Below are 16,886 nucleotides of genomic sequence, written 5' to 3'. Positions count from 1 at the left end.
CCGGGGTCGCCGGACCGCCCGCGCTGCTCTACGGGCAGGGGGACTGCTTGAAGGGCCGGACGGCTACTTGACGGGCAGGGGGACCGGCGGGAAGTCGACCTCCGTGCGGCCGACGGAGTTGAAGTAGTTGGTGAACACGTTCAGGGCCACGTTGGCGACGATCTCGCCGATCTCCCCGTCGCCGTGACCCGCGGCGCGGACCGCTTCGAGGTCCTCGTCGCCGACGAAACCGCGGGTCTCCAACACCGTACGGGCGAACTTCAGCGCCGCCGCGGTCTTCGGGTCGGACGCCTCGGCCTCGCCCGCGGTCCGCAGGTCCGTGGCGCTCACGCCTGCCCGCTCGCCGAGCACGTGGTGCGCCGCGTAGCAGTACTCGCAGGAGTTCTCGGTGGCGGCGACCAGCGCGATCTGCTCGCGGGCCGCACCCGACAGGGAGCCCTTGGACAGCGACCCGCTGAAGGACAGGTACGCGTCGAGCACGGCGGGTGAGACGGCCATCGCGCGCATCATGTTCGGCGTCACGCCGAGCGCCCGGTCGACCTTGGCGAGCAGTGTCTTGGCCTCGGGGCCGGCGGTGGCGGGATCGACGACGGAGAGTCGGGGCATGGGGGTGTCCTTTCACGGAGTGTGCGGCACACACGCGTTTATTTGGCACTGCCAACTTAGATTGGCAGTGCCTACAATTGCAAGGACCGATCTCCAGGAGGGTCCATGACGGACGTGCCGGGCATGCCGCCCCACGAGCAGCTGATGGTGGGCCTCGCGCGGCTCGGTCAGGCGCTGCGCATCAGCAGCTATCGCAACGCCGGCCCGTACCGGCTCTCGCCGCTGCAGGCGGACATCCTCACGCTGCTCGCCGGGGACCCCAGGCCGCGCCGTCCCGGTGAACTGACCCACACCCTGGCCTCCACCGCCCCCACCATCAGCGACGCCGTCAAGACGCTCACCACGAAGGAGCTCGTGGAACGACAGCGCGACCCGGCAGACGCCCGGGCGGTCTTCCTGACCCTCACCGACGCGGGGCGCGCCGAGGCCGAGCGGCTGGTCCGCCTGCCCGACGAGTTCGCCACGGCCATGGACACCCTGACCCCGGACGACCTCGCGGCCATGTTGCGCGGCGCCAGCAGCATGATCAGGTCGCTCCAGGACCACAAGGCGATCCCCGTGTCACGGATGTGTCTGACCTGCGACCACTTCCGGCCACAAGCGCATCCGGGCACGGACCGGCCCCATCACTGCGCCTTCGTGGACAACGCCTTCGGCGACGGGGAACTGCGTCTGGACTGCCCCGATCACGCGGACGCCACCGGATCGGGGCACTGACGGGGCCGAGCAGAGGCTTCGAGCACCCCGGTCGGCGGGCACACTCCCGGCACATGGGGTGCGCCGGTACGGGGCGGGCGGACTCCGGCCGAGGGGGTGCCGTGCCATGACCGGAACGGGGAGTGTCCAGGAGACGCCGCACGAGATCGCGCTGTTGGCCGGCGGCTCGCGCGCCGCGGTCACCGTGGCCGTCGTGGCCCTGCATCTGCGGGGCGCGGTGGAGGCCGGAGCGCCGGGCACGCTCCGGGCGATCGAGGGCGAGGCGGGCCGCGCCCTGCCCGCGCTCCCCGAACCGGGCCGGTTCCTGGACGGGTCGGCGGACCCCGAAGGCGGGCAGCCGGCCGTCGTCACGGGCGCGGTGCGCGCGTCGTACCTGGAGAGCGCGGTGTACCACTGCCTGCACGAGCCGTGCGAGATACGGGAGTTGGTCCGGCACGTGGATGTCCGCTGGGCGCTGGCGGAGGTGCGGGTCGGCCTCGCGGAGGCGGGGCTGCTGCGCTATCCGCTGCTCGGTCCGACCAGGGCCGCCAGGCAGCGGATGAGGCTGCTGCGGAAGGCGCACCCGCCGCCGGAGAGCCGACTCGGCTCGTCGTACGACGACAAGCTGCTCGCCGTGGCCCTGCACGGTGAGCCGGCTCTGCGCGTGCTGGTGCCGCGTTTCGCCTTCCGGGCCGGTCTGACCGACCGGGTCCGGATCACGGCCAAGGACCAGTTCCGCAACTCGCCGCGTGGAAGCACCTACGGCGGCAACGGAGGCTACTTCACCTGCGGGAGCGGTGGCGGCGGGGGAGGCGGCGGGGACTGAGCGCGTCGGGACGTGCCCGCCTTCGCCGGGACTGGCCCCCGAACGGCGCCGACGTTCGCGGGAACGGCGTGCGCGCCACGGGGGCGAGGCGGCCAGGTGGGCGTCGGCATGGCCACGTGAAGCCCAGGAATCCGGCGACGGCGAAGATCGGGCGATGCCGCGTTATCGTCGACTGGGTGAACGGAAGAGCGCCTGACATGCGCCGGCTCTCCAGCGACGGAGACCTTCCTCCGACCGCGGTGGTGCCCCACGGAGGCGGTCCGTGCGCGGTTGCCGAGCGGCCCCGCGCACGGCGTTCCGGCCGTCCCGTGCCGCTCCGACGCCCCGCCGCCGAGCTCGGCGCTCCACGGCGTTCCGGTCGCCCCCGGCTCCCCACCCCGGCGGAACACGTCCTGCCGCACGCACGTTCACTCCACTCGTCAGGGGCGGCGCCCCGCCGGTAGCCGCACCGCACAGGACCCCCGCTGGAGCACCGAAGTGAGCACTGCCACCACCGCGACCTCCCCGGCCCCGCTGCTTCGCGTCCTGCGGCGGCTGATGCCGCACCCTCCGTGGCTGCTGGGCCCCCTCGTGGTGATCGTGGCCATCCCGGTGGCGGACGCCTTCCTTCCCCCCGACATCCACCTGGCCCACCTGCTCACCGTCGCCACCGCGGTCACGGCCGTCGGTGCCGGACCCCGCGCCACGGCCGCGGTGGGCCTGGCCGCGCTCCTGGCGCTCACCGCGGCCGGGCTGGAGCGGCACGCCCTGACGAGTGAGAGCGTGGTGGTCGAGTGGTGCGCGCTGTTCGCCGTCTCCGCCATCCTGGTGGCGTTCGCGCATCTGCGGAACCGGCACGAGCAGGCGCTACGGCGGGCACGCTCGGTGTCCGACACGGCCCAGCGCGTGGTGCTGCGTCCGCTCCCGGACCGGGCGGGACCGTTGCGGCTCGCCTCGCAGTACCGCAGTGCCGACGCCGACACCCAGGTCGGCGGCGACCTGTACGCCTCCGCCCGCACCGCGGGATCCACCAGGTTGATCATCGGCGATGTCCGCGGCAAGGGACTCGCCTCGATCAGCGACACGGCGATCGTGCTGGGAGCCTTCCGTGCCGCCGCCCACCGTGAGATCCCGCTGGCGGAGCTGGTCTCCTACGTCGAGGACGCGATCCGCTGGGGACTGGCCGAGTTCTCCTCGTCCGCGACGGAACTCGCCGAGCGGTTCGTGACCGCCGTACTCGTGGACATCCCCGACGACGAGCAGGTCCTGCATCTGGTCAGTTGCGGGCATCCGCCGCCCCTGCTGGTGTGCGGGTCGAACGGCATCGTGACGACGTTGCAGGCGGCGGAGATCGCGCCGCCGCTCGGTCTGGCCGTCGGACCGGCGTCCCCGCTCTCGTACGTCCCGGCCACCTTCCCCTTCCGTGACGGTGACCGCCTGGTCCTCTACACCGACGGGGTCACCGAGGCCCGCGACCCGGCCGGCAGCTTCTACCCGCTGGCCGAACGCGTCGCCAAGCGGGCGGACCACCAACCCGGACCGCTCGTCGAGGCCATCACGGCCGACCTGTGCGAGCACGCCGGGGGCCGGCTGGTGGACGACATGGCCCTCGTCGTGGCGCAGCGGGGCCCGGACCCGGTGCCGGCCGACCGGGGCCGGTGACGCGGCCCGTCATCGCTCACCCGTCGGCGGCGCACTCGGCGCGGCCGGCAGCGTCCGTCCCAGGCGGGCCAGCGGGGACGAAGCGATCACCACGGGGGACAGCAGCATGCCCGCGGCGGCCGCGAGGAGACTGGCGCGCAACCCCCATTGCTCGGCGAGGAACCCGCCGAGCAGGGAGCCGAGCGGGGCCAGCCCCATGCCGACACACGTGATCGTCGCGGTCGCCCGGCCCTGCATCCCGTCCGGGGTGACCGTCTGTCGTACGGCCATGAGCGCCACGTTCACGAGCTGACCGCCCGCTCCGAACACGAAGCTGATCGCGAGGAGCGCGGCAACCGTCACCGCGGTGGAACCGTGCAGCGCGGGCACGCACAGGAACACGCCGTCGCCGAGTGCCGCCGCGGCCACGAGGACGGGGCCGTACCCGAACCGAGGCGGCAGCCGGGCCGCCAGCACCGAGCCGAGCAGCGCGCCCGGCCCCGTCGCAGCGAGCGCCAGGCCGACGGCGGCGCCGGACAGGTGCAGTTCCCGCGGCAGGAAGAGGAGATAGACGGTCATCACGGCCGCGAAGGACAACTGGAAGGCGGCCGAGGCAAGGCACACGGTCCGCAGCGCGGTGTCACCGACGACGAAACGGAGACCCTGGTGGATCCGCCGCCAGATCCCGCACGGCCGCACCGGGCGTTCGGGGACCGGTTCGACGCGGCGGATCCGGCGGATCGACAGGAACGACAGCGTGAAGAACAGGGCGCTGGAGGCGGCGGCGACCGGCGCCGACAGCAGGGACACCAGGGCACCGCCCAGTGCGGGCCCGCCGATCTGAGCCGCGGACCGGCTGCCTTCCAGCGCGCTGTTGCCCCGCACGAGCTGGTCGCGTCGCACCAGCCGTACGAGGAAGGCCTGGTACGCCACGTCGAAGAACACGGAGAGGGACCCGACGACGAAGGCGGTCAGGAACAGCGCGGACAGACCGAGCCGCCCGCACAGGCCGGCCACGGCGGCGGCCGCCAGGGCGACGGTCCGGGCGACGTCCGCCAGCACCATCACCGTACGAGTGCGCCATCCGTCCACCCACGCGCCGACGAGGAGCGAGAGCAGCAGTACCGGCGCCTGACCCACGGCGCGCAGGACGCCCAGCTCGTTGCCGTCGGCGTCGAGCGTCAGGACGGCGAACAGCGGGAGGACCACCAGAGCCGTGTGCTCGCCGAGTTGGGAGGCGGTCTGCCCCAGCCAGAGTCTGCGGAAGTCGCGGTCACGCCACGGTCCGGACGGGACGGGGTCACCGGAGGAAGGGGAACGGGGGCGGGAAGCGGTCGGCACAGGGATTCCCGGGGTCGCGACGACGAAGCCCGCCACCGGGCACCCGGCGGGTGCGCCGACGGTTCAGGCAGGAGAAGGCTCGCTGTGCCGCGACATCAGGGGCAGCACGCGATGACGGGCCGAGGGGCCTACGACGTCAACGCGCGCTCGAAAGACCGGGCACCTGCAACTCCTCGGGGTTCGACCAGCCGCACCGGGACTTTAACGTTCGCCGGCCGGGCGCGAAAGGGATTTACGCGCGTCCGGGAAGCGCCGGCGCACCGGCGCTTCCCGGACGAGGCCGAACGCGAGCAGGGCTCAGTCGCGCGGTGCGCCGTGGCGCGACGCCCGGTCATCACGCATCCGCGACGGCTCGCGATCCTGAGCGGTGGACGTCGTGGGCGTCGCGGACCGCGTCGCTGCGGACCGGGGCAGCGGGACCGGCGCCTGCCGTGGCGTGCCCGCGCGCCGGGCGGAGCGGGACAGGAACATCAGCGAGACGCAGGCGGCCACGTGGTTCGCGCTGCTGAGCACGGAGTCGGGCGGATTCACCGCCGGTCGCGGCCGGGCAGTTGCCCTGCTCCCGCCGGGAGCGGTTCCCCCGCCAGGCGGCTGTCGCGATGCCGCTGCTCCCGCCCCTTGCTGCGCAGTTGTCCGGGGGCGCTCCCGGTCGCCAGCCGGAAGGCGCGGCCGAAGGCGGAACCCGAGGCGTATCCGACGGCGGTGGCGATGGAACCCACGGGACGGTCGGTGTTCGCGAGCAGGTCGGCCGCGAGGAGCATGCGCAGCCGCGTGAGGAAGTCACCGGGGTTCATTCCGGTCTCCCGCGTGAAGTGCCGGATGAACGTCGCCCGGGACATGGAACCGAGGGCGGCGAACTTCTCGATGCTCCAGTCGTACGAGGGATCCCGGAGCACCGCCTCGGTCACGGTCCGCACCGACTCCTCCGCCGAGGCGAGCCACACCGCCTGCCCCAGTCCCCGCGTGCCGCGCAGGGCCATCGTCAGCAGGACGTCGCACAAGGCGTTCAGGATCGCGTCGACACCCGGGTCGGCATGCCGAGCCTCTCCCCGCATGAACTCGCTGAGCGGACCGATCGGTCCGAGCCGCCCGGCGGATGGGGGATCGACGCGGGCGGTCGCCCCCAGCGGCACATGGACCACCTCGGGAAGCATGTCCATCAGGATCTGTGCCGGGCCGGGCTCCCAGAGGTAGTGACCGCAGAACAGGTCGACGGGCGCCTCCTCCCCTCCCCGCGCGGCATCCGTCGCGTGATCCGCGTCCTCGGCCGTCGCGTTGCCGATCAGTTCGTACGGCCCCGTCTCCCGCCTCTCGACGCCCACGGCCGCGCGACGCCCGCGGACGTGCATCCGGTGCGCCGTGCCGCGAGGGAGCAGCACCATGTCGCCCGACACCAGCTCGATCACCCGGTCGGGGAGTTCCAGGTCGCACGCACCTCTCAGCAGCAGGTGGAAGGGGGCCCGGCCCTCCTCGGCCGCGTCGTTGTCCAGGGTGTAGCGGCCCGCGAGCAGGCATCGGACGTCGATGTGGCCCTGCAGGCGCGCCAGCCGGATCAGGCGGCTCAGTGCGTCCATGAAACGTTCTCGACAGAAAATGCGACATTTCAACCTTGGCCTGTCCGGACGGCGGAGGCAAGGTCGAAGTCATGGACACCTTGCACGTGGAACTCCTCGTCATCGGCAACAGCCCGGGCGGCAGGGCGCTCGCCGAGCGGATGAGCGCCGCCGGGTGCCGAGTGGTCCTCGTCGAACAGGTCCCCCGGACGGACGGCAGCCCGCGGCCCGACCCGCCCGATCCGCCCGGTCCGCCGCCCGGCCCGCCGCCCGCACCACCACGCGTGCCACCGGCCCGGCGTCCCCTGAACATCCCCGCCGACGCGAGCGAGGTGACGGTGATCCGGGGGCACGCACGCTTCGTCGGCGAGAAACGGGTGGAGATCCGCACGGACGCGGGCCGGCTCGTCGTCACCGCACGGACGATCATCGTCGACTCCGGCGCGGACCCCGCCCTCCCGCACCCCTCCGCCCCGCGCCCCGGCGCGAGTTCCCGCCCGCCCGAGGAGTGGAACCGGACCGCCGAGCCGGCCGCCCGCACGACGGTCCCCGGCACACCGCCGCACGGGACCGGCCCGGGGGCGGCCGCCGTGCGCGCGCTGTTCCACGACTCGTCCCTCAGCATGGCCGTCTGGGACCGCGCACTGCGCTGCGTGTGGTTCAACGACAGCGTGCACGACAAGGAGATCTACCACCGCGGCCCCGAGCCGGGCGGCCACGTGACCGACCTGGTCCACGTCCGGCACCCCGAGTTCCTGGAACGCGCCATGGCGCAGGTCCTCGACAGCGGTGTGCCGCTGCTCGGATACGAACTGTGGCCCGTCCTGGCGGACCCGGCCGAGGTCCGCTCCCACTACTTCCGCGTCTCCCTGGTCCCGCTCGACGGACCGGACGGCAGGCCGCTCGGCGTCTGCTCCATCGCCACGCGGGTGAGCGCCGAGCACGACGGCGGGCGCCACAAACTCCTGTGCGAGGCGGAGAGCCGCATCGGCACCGACCTGGACCCGCTGGTCACCAGCCAGGAGCTGGCGGAGACGGCGTTGCCCGAGCTGGCCGACTTCATCACCGTCGACCTCGTCGAGGCGGTGCCGTTCGGCAGGGAGCCCCTGCAGCACCTCAAGCCCTCCGGCACCGGCATCCCGGGCTTCTACCGCGCCGGCGTCGCCTCCGTCCACGACGCGCTGCGCGCGGCACTGCCCGCACCCGGGACGCCGGTCTACATCCCCCCGGCGTCCCCTCTGACCGCCGTGCTGAACAGCGGACGGTCCCACTTCGAGCCCGTCCTCGACCGCTCTCCCGGCCGCCGGCTGGACAGCGACCCGGAACGGGCCCGGATCATCGACCGGGCCGGCATGCACTCCCTCATGATCGTCCCGCTGCGGGCCCGCGGATCCGTGCTCGGTGTCGCCGTCCTCGCCCGCAGCCGGAACCCGGCGCCCTTCAGCAGGGCGGACCTGGCACTCGCCGAGGGCCTCGCGACGCGGGTCTCGCTGAGCCTCGACAACGCCCTGCGGTACGCGCGCGAGCGCACCGCGGCACTCGTGATGCAACGCGATCTGATGCCCCAGCGCCTGTCGGGCGGCAGCACCGTCGAGGTCGCCTCCCGCTATCTGCCCGCCGACACGCACGGCGGCGTCGGCGGCGACTGGTTCGACGTCATCCCGCTGTCCGAGTGCCGCGTGGCACTGGTGCTGGGAGACGTGTTCGGACACGGCATCGACGCCGCCGTGACCATGGGGCGGCTGCGCGCCATGGTCCGCGCACTCAGCAAGCTGGACGTGCCGCCCGACGAACTCCTCAGGCTCCTCGACGAACTCGTCGTCGACCTCGCCCGCGACCGGGACGACGGCACCCCCGTACCGACGACGGTCGCAGCGACGTGTCTCTACGCGGTGTACGACGCGACGTCGCGGCGCTGCGTGATGGCGAGTGCCGGCCACCCGCCGCCCGCGATCATTGCGCCGGACGGATCGGTGGCCTTCGCCGACGTGCCGCCGGGGGCGCCCGTCGGGGTGGGACTGGGCTCGTTCACATCCGTCGCGGTGACGCTGGAGGAGGGCACCGCGCTCGCCCTGTACAGCGACGGTCTCGTCGAGGGCGTCGACCACGACATCGACCGAGGGCTGCACCGGCTGAGGACCGTGCTGGCCCGCCCCGGCCACGACGCCCTGGACGACGTGTGCGTGTCGGTCGTCGACGCCTTGGCGCCGGAGGGACCGGTCGACGACGACATCACCCTGCTGCTCGCCAGGACCCGGCCCTGCGGCGGCTGACCGACCCGGCCCTGGGAGGTTCCGTGTCCCGACGCTTCGCGCACAAGGTCGTCCTCGTCACGGGGGCCACCTCCGGGATAGGGCGCGCGGCGGCGCGCCGCCTGGCGGGCGAGGGCGCGAAGGTCGTCCTGGCGGCCCGCGGACAGGAGGCCGGTGAGGCACTCGCGTCCGGCCTGCGCACCGTAGGAGGCGAGGCCACCTTCGTACGCGTGGACGTGACCGTCGAATCCGAGGTCGCGGAACTGGTCCGGGAAGCGGTGCGCCGCTACGGCAGGCTCGACGGCGCCTTCAACAACGTCGGAGCGCCCACGGCCGAAGGCCCGCTGACCGGGATCGAGGCCGCGGCCTGGCGGGCGGACCTGGAGCTGAACCTCGACAGCGTCTTCTACGGCCTCAAGCACGAGATCCCCGCCATCCGGAGCAGCGGCGGCGGCGCGATCGTGAACAACGCATCCGTGTGCGGCGTCGGCGCGCAACTTCGGCGGGCTTCCTACAACGCCGCCAAGCACGGCGTGATCGGCCTCAGCCGGTCGGCGGCGCTGGAGACGGCCGACGCCGGCATCCGGATCAACGCACTGGTCACCGGCGGTGTCGACACCCCGCTGTCGCGATCGCTGGCGCAGGACCAGCCGGGCCTGGCACCGCAGGACGCCTGGCGCGCGGCCATCGCGATGCACCCCCTCGGGAGGATGGCCCAGCCCTGCGAGGTCGCCGCCTTCGCGGCGTTCCTGCTGAGCGACGAAGCCGGCTTCATCACGGGCGCCGCGCTGACGATCGACGGCGGCATGACCGCCCGGCTGTAGTCAGGCGACGCCGTACGCGACGGCCAGCGCACCGACGGCGTCGGCCATGCACCGGCGCAGTTCCGCGGGCGCGACGACCTCGACGTCGGCACCGAGGCGCAGCAACTCGCCGCGGGCGTGCTCGGTGCTCTCCGTCGGGATGACCGCCTCGACCCATCCGTCGTCCCCGGCGGCCGTCGCGGTGGACTCGACCGCCCGCACCACCTCCGGGGGAAGGTTGTCGGGCAGGCGCCGGCGTCCTCGGGGGGACAGGCGGATGGTGGCCGTGCCGGTGAAGCGACGCGACCGGAACTCGTCGAGGTACGCGGTCCAGTGCGCGCCCAGGTCGAAGTCCCGCGGTCGCTCGAACCGCTCGTCGCTCGGCCCCGCGTCGAGTACCTGGGTGACGCGGTAGGTCGCGATCCGCCTCTCCGACGCGGCCACGAGGTACCAGACACCGGACTTGAGCACCAGGCCGTACGGGCGCAGGCGGCGGTCCACCTCCTGCGGCTCGCGCCAACGGCGGTAGCGCACGTCCACCGCGCGACCGGAGAGCACGGCATCGACGAACAGCGGCAGATACGGCGTCGGTTCGGGCTCCCGGTACCAGGCCGGGGCGTCCAGGTGGAACACCTCCGCGGTGCGCGCCGCCTCGTCCCGCAGCCCCGCCGGCAGCGCGGCCAGCAGCTTGAGCCGAGCCGCCGTCACCTCCGCCGAGAACCCCAGATCGGCTGCGGGGCCGGGCAGCCCTGCGAGGAACAGTGCCCGCGCCTCTCCCCGGCTCATCCCGGTCAGGCGGGTGCGGTACCCGTCGAGCAGTCGGTAGCCGCCTCCGCGTCCCGGCTCCGCACGGACCGGGATCCCGGCGTCCTGCAGACGTGCCAGGTCACGGTAGGCGGTCCGGACCGACACCCCCAGTTCGTCGGCGATCCCGCGGGCGGACACGCGGCCACGGGATTGCAGCAACAACAGCACCGAGACGAGCCGGCCGGCAGACATGCCCGCATTCTCCCCGAAAACCCTGACAGCCCCTGACACACGGCTGCTCTAGCGTCTGTCCACGCCCCGCACCGAACGAGGCCCGGGAACTCCCGTGCCCCTGCCCCCGGATGACAGACGAACAGGAGCCCGCCGTGCCTTCCCAGGACGCCGCCGTGCCCGCCCCTGCCCCTGCCGTGCCTCCTCAGCACGGCGCGGGCGGTCCCGCCGTGATCGAGCTGCGCCAGTACACGCTGCGTCCCGGCCGGCGCGACGAACTCGTCGAGCTGTTCGACCAGGAGTTCGTGGAAACCCAGGAAGAGGCCGGGATGCTCGTCCTCGGTCAGTTCCGCGATCTCGACGACCCGGACCGCTTCGTCTGGCTACGGGGCTTTGCGGACATGACGGCACGGCACCACGCGCTGACCGCCTTCTACGGCGGCCCCGTCTGGGCCGAGCACGGCCCGCGGGCCAACGCCACCATGGTGGATTCGGACGACGTCCTGCTGCTGCGACCCCTGCCCGGCCCCTCCGGCCTCGCCCTTCCACCGGGCGAGCGTCCCCCCGTCGGCGCGGCCGCGCCGGAGCGACTCGTCGCCGCCACCGTGTGGTCGTTCCGTCCCGGACGTCCCGACGGCGTGGCGCTGCTCCGGAACGGTCTCCTGCCCGTGATCCGCGAGACGGGCCCCGCACCGCTCGCCGTCCTCGGCACGGAGCCCGCACTCAACACCTTCGCCAGGCTGCCGGTCCGGACCGGCGAGAACGTCGCCGTGGTCATCACCTCGTACCCGGACGAGAGCGCCCGCCTGCGGCACCTCGCCGCCGTGCGGGCACATCCCCGCGCGCAGGACGAAATCCTGCCGCGCGTCGCGCGCGAACAGACGGCGCCACCTCGGACTCTCAGGCTGGCGCCGACGGGCCGCTCGCTCCTCACCTGACAGCGCGTTCACGGCTCACAGGAGCCGCCAGAGATGGTCGGCGGTGCCGTTGTCCGCGAACTGCACCACCTGGGCACTGTCGGCGGTGGACATCCGGTCCACGCCGAGGACCTTGCCGCTGTGCTTGTTGCGCAGCCGGAACCAGCCGTCGCCGTTGTCGACGCGGGTCCACAGGTGGTCGGCGGTGCCGTTGTCCGCGAACTGGACGACGATCGCGCTGTCGGCGGTGGACATGCCGTCCACCCCGAGGACCTTGCCGCTGTTCCCGTTGCGGACGAGGAACCAGCCCTCGCCCCGGTCCACGAACTGCCAGGCGTGATCCGCCGTCCCGGTGTGGGCGAACTGCACCACGCGGGCGCTGTCGGCGAGCGACATGCCGTCCACGGCGAGGACCTTGCCGCTGTGTTTGTTCTGGATGCGGCGGAACGGCGGTTCGGGGGTCCACGGCCGGCCCTGCGCGGACGCCAGGGGGAAGGCCGTGATCCGTAGCCGGGCGGCGCCCATCGGGATGAGGGTGACCCGTTCGACGGCGGCGGTCGAGCGGGCCGGGCCGTCCTGCAACGGGGCGACGACGTTCTCACCGTCGGCGATCCATTCCGGGATCCGGCGGGCGTCGGCGGTGATCCGCACGGGCACCGTCTCGTGGGTGAACGGGTTGTCGGGGACGGGCCCGCCGGTACGCGTCACGGTCGCCCGGATGTCGGAGGCCAGACCGTAGTTCCACGGGGTCGTGGCGTGCACCTCGTACTCCGGGAAGGCGTCGGTGCCGGCATACCGCACGTACCGCTCGCCGATCAGCAGCGAGTACGTCAGCGGCCCGTGGTCGACGCTGACCGCGCCGTGGTTGCCGGGCCAGGTCCGCAGGGTGGTGCGCTGGGGCAGTTGGAGCGTGACGGTGTCGCCGTCGCGCCAGGTCCGGTCCACCAGGGCGAAGGCAGGGCCGTCCGGTGCGGTGACCCGCTGCCCGTTCACCGTGAGACGCGGGCCGCGGCACCAGCCGGGCACCCGCAGCCGCAGCGGGAAGGCCACGGGTGCCGGGGTGGCGACGGTGATCGTGACGGTCTCGCCGAAGGGGTAGTCCGTCGCCGTGGTGAGCGTGACGGTCGTGTCCGACGCCCCGACCGCGGCGCGCACCTGGCTGGGCGCGTACATGGCGGCGACCAGGCCGTTGTCGGGACTGCCCAGCCACAGCTCCTCGGTGAAGTAGGGCCAGCCCATCCCGTAGTTGTGCGGGCAGCAGCGGTAGTTGTCGACGCCCGGCTGGAACGCCTGCATGGCGAAGCCGTTCTGGAACTGCCCCTGGGTCTTCGCGCGGTTGTCGAGGTCGACGCTGTTGGCGCTGGTGACGTAGTGGACGGCCTTGCCCTGCGGATCGAGCGCGGCCGGCAGCATGTTGAACGCGAGGTCCTCGCACCGGTCGGCCCACACGGGATCACCGGTGATGCGGGTCAGCAGTTCGTGGCTGGCCATGAACTCGACGATGCCGCAGGTCTCGAAGCCCTGCCGGGGGTCCCCGAAGTCCGGCCGGCAGTTCTCGTCCCCGGCGAAGCCGCCGCCCGGGAACTGCCCGTAGGCGCGCAGCACGTCCTCGTAGGCCCGGTACGTGGCGCGGGTGAGTTCGGCGGAGCCGTCGAACTGCGCGTACTGGGCCGGTTCACGAAAACCCTGGGCGATGTTGACGTTGTGCGCGCTGGGGCTCGCCCCCGTCCAGTTGGCGCCCCAGGTGTGCATCTTGGCGGCGAGCTCCACCAGGAACGCCTCTCCCGTGCGCCGGTGGAGCCAGTGCGCGATGTCCATCCCGTCACCCCAGCGGTAGGAGACCCAGCTGGAGTCGAACGCCGACTTGCCCTGCGCGTTCATGAAGCGCAGGAATCGGGTGACGAAGGGCACGATCCTGGTGTCGCCCGAGTACTCCTCCCAGGTGCGCAGTGCCATCAGCAGCGGCAGGAAGGGCCAGAAGTCGGGACCGCCGCCCAGCGAGGTGCGCAGGGCGCGCGGGCCGAAGAACCCGTCGCCCGCCTGCGTGGCCACGACGGCGTCGACCCAGCGGCGGGCGTTCGCCAGGGCGGCCGCGTCCCGGGTCGCCACGGCGAGGGGAACGTATCCGCGTAACCAGTAGGTGACTTCCTCCCAGCCCTGCTTGTCCGGGTTCACCCAGCCGGTGCTCGCGAAGTCCAGGAAGTGCGAGCGCTGCTCGTAGCGGCCGAAGAGGCCGGTCAGCAGCAGTCGGAGCTGGCCGGCCAGCCAGCCGCGCGCGGTGACGCTGCCGGCCGGCAACTTGCGGAAGGCGTTCTCGGCCGCGAGCGGCGCGGCGGCCGAAGCCGTCGGCGCGAGGCGGACGTTGAGCGTGACGGCACCCAGCGCGAGGGCGCTCGCGGTGAGGAAGGCGCGACGGTCGACGGTCATGGGGGAGCTCCTGTCCGGGCGGAGGAGAGGGGAGCGTGCCACGGTCGTTCCAGGCTCTGTATATCGTTGTAAAGATTGGTTGCTGACATGACAACACCTGGAGCGGGGTCACGTCCAGACGGCGGACCGGGGCGGCGCCGTGTCAGCGCAGTGCGGCCTCGCCCGTGTGAACGGCGCGCAGGGCGCGCGCGACCGTCTCCTCGTTCTCACCGACCGGGGCGACATAGTCGAGGACACCGCGCGCGGCGTCCTCCCCGAGGGTGCGGGTGATCACCCAGGTGGCGAGGTACTGCGAGGCCAGGCACCCGCCCGCCGTGGCGATGTTGCCCTCGCTGTGGAACGGCGTGTCCAGCACGGTGACGCCACGGGCCTCGACGAAGGGCCGGGTCTTGATGTCCGTGCAGGCGGGCATGTCCTCGAGGAATCCGAGCCGGGCGAGCACCAGCGCTCCGCTGCACTGGGCGCCGACCAGCTGGCGCGTGGGGTCGAGTCGCAGCCGGGAGATCAGCTCGTCGTCGGCGACGACGTCCCGCGCCTTGACGCCGCTGCCGATCAGCACCACGTCGGCCTCGGGCAGGAACTCCATCGGGCGCTGCCCGGTGACCTCGACGCCGTTCATCGATGTGACGACCGGCGTGGGAGTCGTGATGAAGGCCTCCAGGCCGTCCTTGCGGCACCGGTTGATCAAGGCGGAGGTGATGAAGCTGTCGAGCTCGTTGAACCCGTCGAAGGTGACCACCGCTACCTGCATCACAACTCCCTCGCCTGCGTCTTTCGCCCGCTTCTCCGCCTTGGGGGCCCGGCCCTTCTCCGCCCACCTTGACCGGTCCACTTGCAAAAGGCAAGTGTCATGTCGGGTGGTGAGCGGCGCTGTGGACCGGGCGTGTCAGGTGCTGAGAGGTGCCGCGGGGTCGGTGTCGGGCTCGCGAAGGGGCCGGAACTCCACGGCGACGACGCCGTCGACCGTGCGGCACAGGTCCTCCAGGGCGGGCACCGTCAGTTGTGGTGAGAGCCGTCCGGTGAGGATGACGTGTCCGTGCGTCACGTCCACCTGGACCGCCGAGGGGGCCTGTCCCAGCGTCTTGACCAGGACCTCCTCGACGATCTCGGTACGGATCGCCTGATCCTTGCGCAGGAAGACCCGGAGCAGGTCGCTGCGGCTCACCACGCCGATCAGCCGCCGGTCGTCGTCGACCACCAGCAGCCGCTTGATGCCGTGCCGTGCCATGACCCGGGCGGCCTCCACGACGCTCCAGTCCGCACGCGCGCACAGGGCGGGTGACGTCATCAGCCCCGCGGCGTCGGTCGCCAGCGCCTTGTCCGGCCGCGGGGGGACGCCCGGCGCCGCCGCGTCGTCGTCGTGGCCGCCCCATATCTTGTGCAGCAGGTCGGCCTCCGAGACCACTCCCACCGGGCGGTCCTCGTCGTCCACCACCGGCACCGCGGTGATGTCGTACTCCTGCAGCAGATGGGCGATCTCCTTGAACGGCGTGCCGCCCTGCACGCGCACGACGGCGGCGCTCATCAGGTCGCGGACCAGCAGGTGGTTCATTCGGGCCCGTCCTTCTTCCGACCGTCGCGGGAAGCGTCCAGTGGTGCCTGGGTGATGCGTCCGACTCGCATACCTCCACTGTGCCGGACGCGCCGTCCACCGGCGACGAGTGATCGTGGCCCGCCCGACACGACACCCGAGGCGTGGTGTCCTAACTGTCAGGTTTTGTGTGTATATGATCACACTCCGTAGTCGAGCCAGGCGTCCTGCCTGGACGAGAAAGGGTTTGCATCATGCGCAAGATCATGCGTGCGGCGGTCGTAGCCGTGGCGGTCGCGGGGCTCTCCACCTTCGGTGCCGGGGTCGGCTTCGCCGGCGAGGAAGAGGGTGCCCCGCCGGTCATCGCCGAGGCCCACTCGTCGGCCGACGCCACGGCCGTCGGTGGCGACTTCGTCATCGACCCCGAGGAGGAGAAGCACGGCGGCGAGCACCACGGCGGCGAGGACGAGTGACCTGGCGCCGCGCCTCTTCAGGGACCGACTCGGCCTGAGCGACCGCGTAGGCGACCTTCCCGGCCCCGGGCGCACACCCCCATGCGGGGGTCTGCGCCCGGGTCGCCGTGGTCAGCGACGACGGGCGGGGCGGCCTCCCGAGCGGCGCACCACGAGGAGAAGCACGACCGTGGCCAGCAGGGCCGCGATGCCTGGCGCGGCGAAGCGGGCCCACCGTATGGCGAGGCCCCCGAGTGCGGCACCGACGGGCATGCAGACGATGATCAGCGTGACCCTCGCGTCGAATCGCCGGTTCTGCACCAGCTCCGCGATGACGCCGGTCATCGCGCCGGTCAGGTACGAGGTGCTCGTGGCGCCGCTGGTCGCCGCCCGGACCCCACCGCCCTGACAACCCATGGCCAGGGCGCTGGCGGCGAGCAGAAGTGCCTGCTGGACGCTCCCGGGCCTGCCGTCCACGGTCATCCAGATCGCGGACACCGACCAGAGCACCAGGATCTCCACGGCCAGCGCGCCCTTCAGGCCCACCGCGTCCGGGCGCCGGCGCAGGGAGCTGACGGCGACCTTGCTGCCCACGGCCGAGCCGGCCCAGTACGCGAGGATCGCCACGGCCGCGAGCCGCGCGACAGAGGGGTCGCCGACGCCCGACGCGAGGCCCAGCAGGGCCAGGTTGGCGGTCATCACGCTGGTGAAGACGCCCCCGAGGGCCAGGTAGCCGACGGTGTTGACACATCCGGCCGTCATGGTGAGCAGCGCCTGCCCCGCGAGGTCCAGCCCCTGGCCCGGAGCCGGGCCGCGGGACGTGGTCATCGGCACGTCCGTGCGCGACTGGTCATGGTGCGTTCTCCCGCAGGGCAGGCAGTGGG

Annotated in this window: 15 protein-coding genes; 7 read left to right on the top strand and 8 right to left on the bottom strand. The window is 72.7% G+C overall.

Annotation, left to right across the window (positions count from 1 at the left end; translation table 11 throughout):
• Positions 1 to 63: 63 nt before the first annotated feature.
• The gene (locus tag ACIP2X_RS10340) at positions 64 to 606 is read right to left on the bottom strand and encodes a carboxymuconolactone decarboxylase family protein (protein WP_401670089.1); all 543 of its coding nucleotides are present in this window, start codon (positions 604 to 606) and stop codon (positions 64 to 66) included.
• A 105-nt stretch (positions 607 to 711) separates the two neighbouring features.
• On the opposite strand from ACIP2X_RS10340, the gene ACIP2X_RS10335 reads away from it, so the two are divergent.
• From ACIP2X_RS10335 to ACIP2X_RS10325, 3 genes are all read left to right on the top strand, one after another.
• Positions 712 to 1,323 (top strand): MarR family winged helix-turn-helix transcriptional regulator, encoded by a 612-nt coding sequence (locus ACIP2X_RS10335; RefSeq protein WP_401670086.1) that lies wholly within the window; start codon positions 712 to 714, stop codon positions 1,321 to 1,323.
• A 106-nt stretch (positions 1,324 to 1,429) separates the two neighbouring features.
• Positions 1,430 to 2,128, top strand: coding sequence for a TIGR04222 domain-containing membrane protein (locus ACIP2X_RS10330; RefSeq protein ID WP_401670083.1), 699 nt, complete (start codon positions 1,430 to 1,432; stop codon positions 2,126 to 2,128).
• Between the two features lie 477 nt (positions 2,129 to 2,605).
• Positions 2,606 to 3,769 (top strand): PP2C family protein-serine/threonine phosphatase, encoded by a 1,164-nt coding sequence (locus ACIP2X_RS10325; RefSeq protein WP_401670081.1) that lies wholly within the window; start codon positions 2,606 to 2,608, stop codon positions 3,767 to 3,769.
• Positions 3,770 to 3,778: 9 nt separating this feature from the next.
• Here the strand turns inward: ACIP2X_RS10325 and ACIP2X_RS10320 are convergent, their stop codons facing one another.
• On the bottom strand, positions 3,779 to 5,089 hold the full coding sequence (locus tag ACIP2X_RS10320) for an MFS transporter (RefSeq protein ID WP_401670078.1): 1,311 nt from the start codon (positions 5,087 to 5,089) through the stop codon (positions 3,779 to 3,781).
• Positions 5,090 to 5,616: 527 nt separating this feature from the next.
• On the bottom strand, positions 5,617 to 6,663 hold the full coding sequence (locus ACIP2X_RS10315; RefSeq protein WP_401670075.1) for an AraC family transcriptional regulator: 1,047 nt from the start codon (positions 6,661 to 6,663) through the stop codon (positions 5,617 to 5,619).
• Between the two features lie 71 nt (positions 6,664 to 6,734).
• On the opposite strand from ACIP2X_RS10315, the gene ACIP2X_RS10310 reads away from it, so the two are divergent.
• Together ACIP2X_RS10310 and ACIP2X_RS10305 are read left to right on the top strand one after the other, a co-directional pair.
• A complete protein-coding gene (locus ACIP2X_RS10310) occupies positions 6,735 to 8,915 on the top strand; it encodes a SpoIIE family protein phosphatase (protein WP_401670073.1) in 2,181 nt (726 codons plus the stop codon).
• 23 nt (positions 8,916 to 8,938) lie between these two features.
• The gene (locus ACIP2X_RS10305) at positions 8,939 to 9,718 is read left to right on the top strand and encodes an SDR family NAD(P)-dependent oxidoreductase (protein WP_401670070.1); all 780 of its coding nucleotides are present in this window, start codon (positions 8,939 to 8,941) and stop codon (positions 9,716 to 9,718) included.
• Here ACIP2X_RS10305 and ACIP2X_RS10300 read toward each other — a convergent pair whose 3' ends face one another.
• On the bottom strand, positions 9,719 to 10,696 hold the full coding sequence (locus ACIP2X_RS10300) for a helix-turn-helix transcriptional regulator (RefSeq protein ID WP_401670067.1): 978 nt from the start codon (positions 10,694 to 10,696) through the stop codon (positions 9,719 to 9,721).
• A gap of 134 nt (positions 10,697 to 10,830) precedes the next feature.
• On the opposite strand from ACIP2X_RS10300, the gene ACIP2X_RS10295 reads away from it, so the two are divergent.
• Positions 10,831 to 11,613 (top strand): NIPSNAP family protein, encoded by a 783-nt coding sequence (locus tag ACIP2X_RS10295; RefSeq protein WP_401670065.1) that lies wholly within the window; start codon positions 10,831 to 10,833, stop codon positions 11,611 to 11,613.
• A 15-nt stretch (positions 11,614 to 11,628) separates the two neighbouring features.
• Here ACIP2X_RS10295 and ACIP2X_RS10290 read toward each other — a convergent pair whose 3' ends face one another.
• The 3 genes from ACIP2X_RS10290 to ACIP2X_RS10280 form a co-directional block, all read right to left on the bottom strand.
• Positions 11,629 to 14,019, bottom strand: coding sequence for a beta-L-arabinofuranosidase domain-containing protein (locus ACIP2X_RS10290; protein ID WP_401670062.1), 2,391 nt, complete (start codon positions 14,017 to 14,019; stop codon positions 11,629 to 11,631).
• 142 nt (positions 14,020 to 14,161) lie between these two features.
• Positions 14,162 to 14,770: a DJ-1/PfpI family protein gene (locus tag ACIP2X_RS10285; RefSeq protein WP_401670060.1), complete on the bottom strand. Its 609-nt coding sequence runs from the start codon at positions 14,768 to 14,770 to the stop codon at positions 14,162 to 14,164.
• A 135-nt stretch (positions 14,771 to 14,905) separates the two neighbouring features.
• Positions 14,906 to 15,571, bottom strand: coding sequence for a CBS domain-containing protein (locus ACIP2X_RS10280; RefSeq protein ID WP_401670058.1), 666 nt, complete (start codon positions 15,569 to 15,571; stop codon positions 14,906 to 14,908).
• Between the two features lie 233 nt (positions 15,572 to 15,804).
• Between ACIP2X_RS10280 and ACIP2X_RS10275 the strand changes: the two genes are divergently transcribed.
• Positions 15,805 to 16,023, top strand: a complete 219-nt coding sequence (locus ACIP2X_RS10275; protein ID WP_401670056.1) for a hypothetical protein — start codon at positions 15,805 to 15,807, stop codon at positions 16,021 to 16,023.
• Between the two features lie 111 nt (positions 16,024 to 16,134).
• On the opposite strand, the gene ACIP2X_RS10270 is transcribed toward ACIP2X_RS10275, so the two are convergent.
• Positions 16,135 to 16,830: a YoaK family protein gene (locus ACIP2X_RS10270; protein ID WP_401670054.1), complete on the bottom strand. Its 696-nt coding sequence runs from the start codon at positions 16,828 to 16,830 to the stop codon at positions 16,135 to 16,137.
• Positions 16,831 to 16,886: the final 56 nt, after the last annotated feature.

This window comes from Streptomyces sp. NPDC089424 (genome assembly GCF_044749345.1).
Lineage (GTDB): Bacteria > Actinomycetota > Actinomycetes > Streptomycetales > Streptomycetaceae > Streptomyces.
This window is presented reverse-complemented; position numbering and strand designations above follow the sequence as displayed.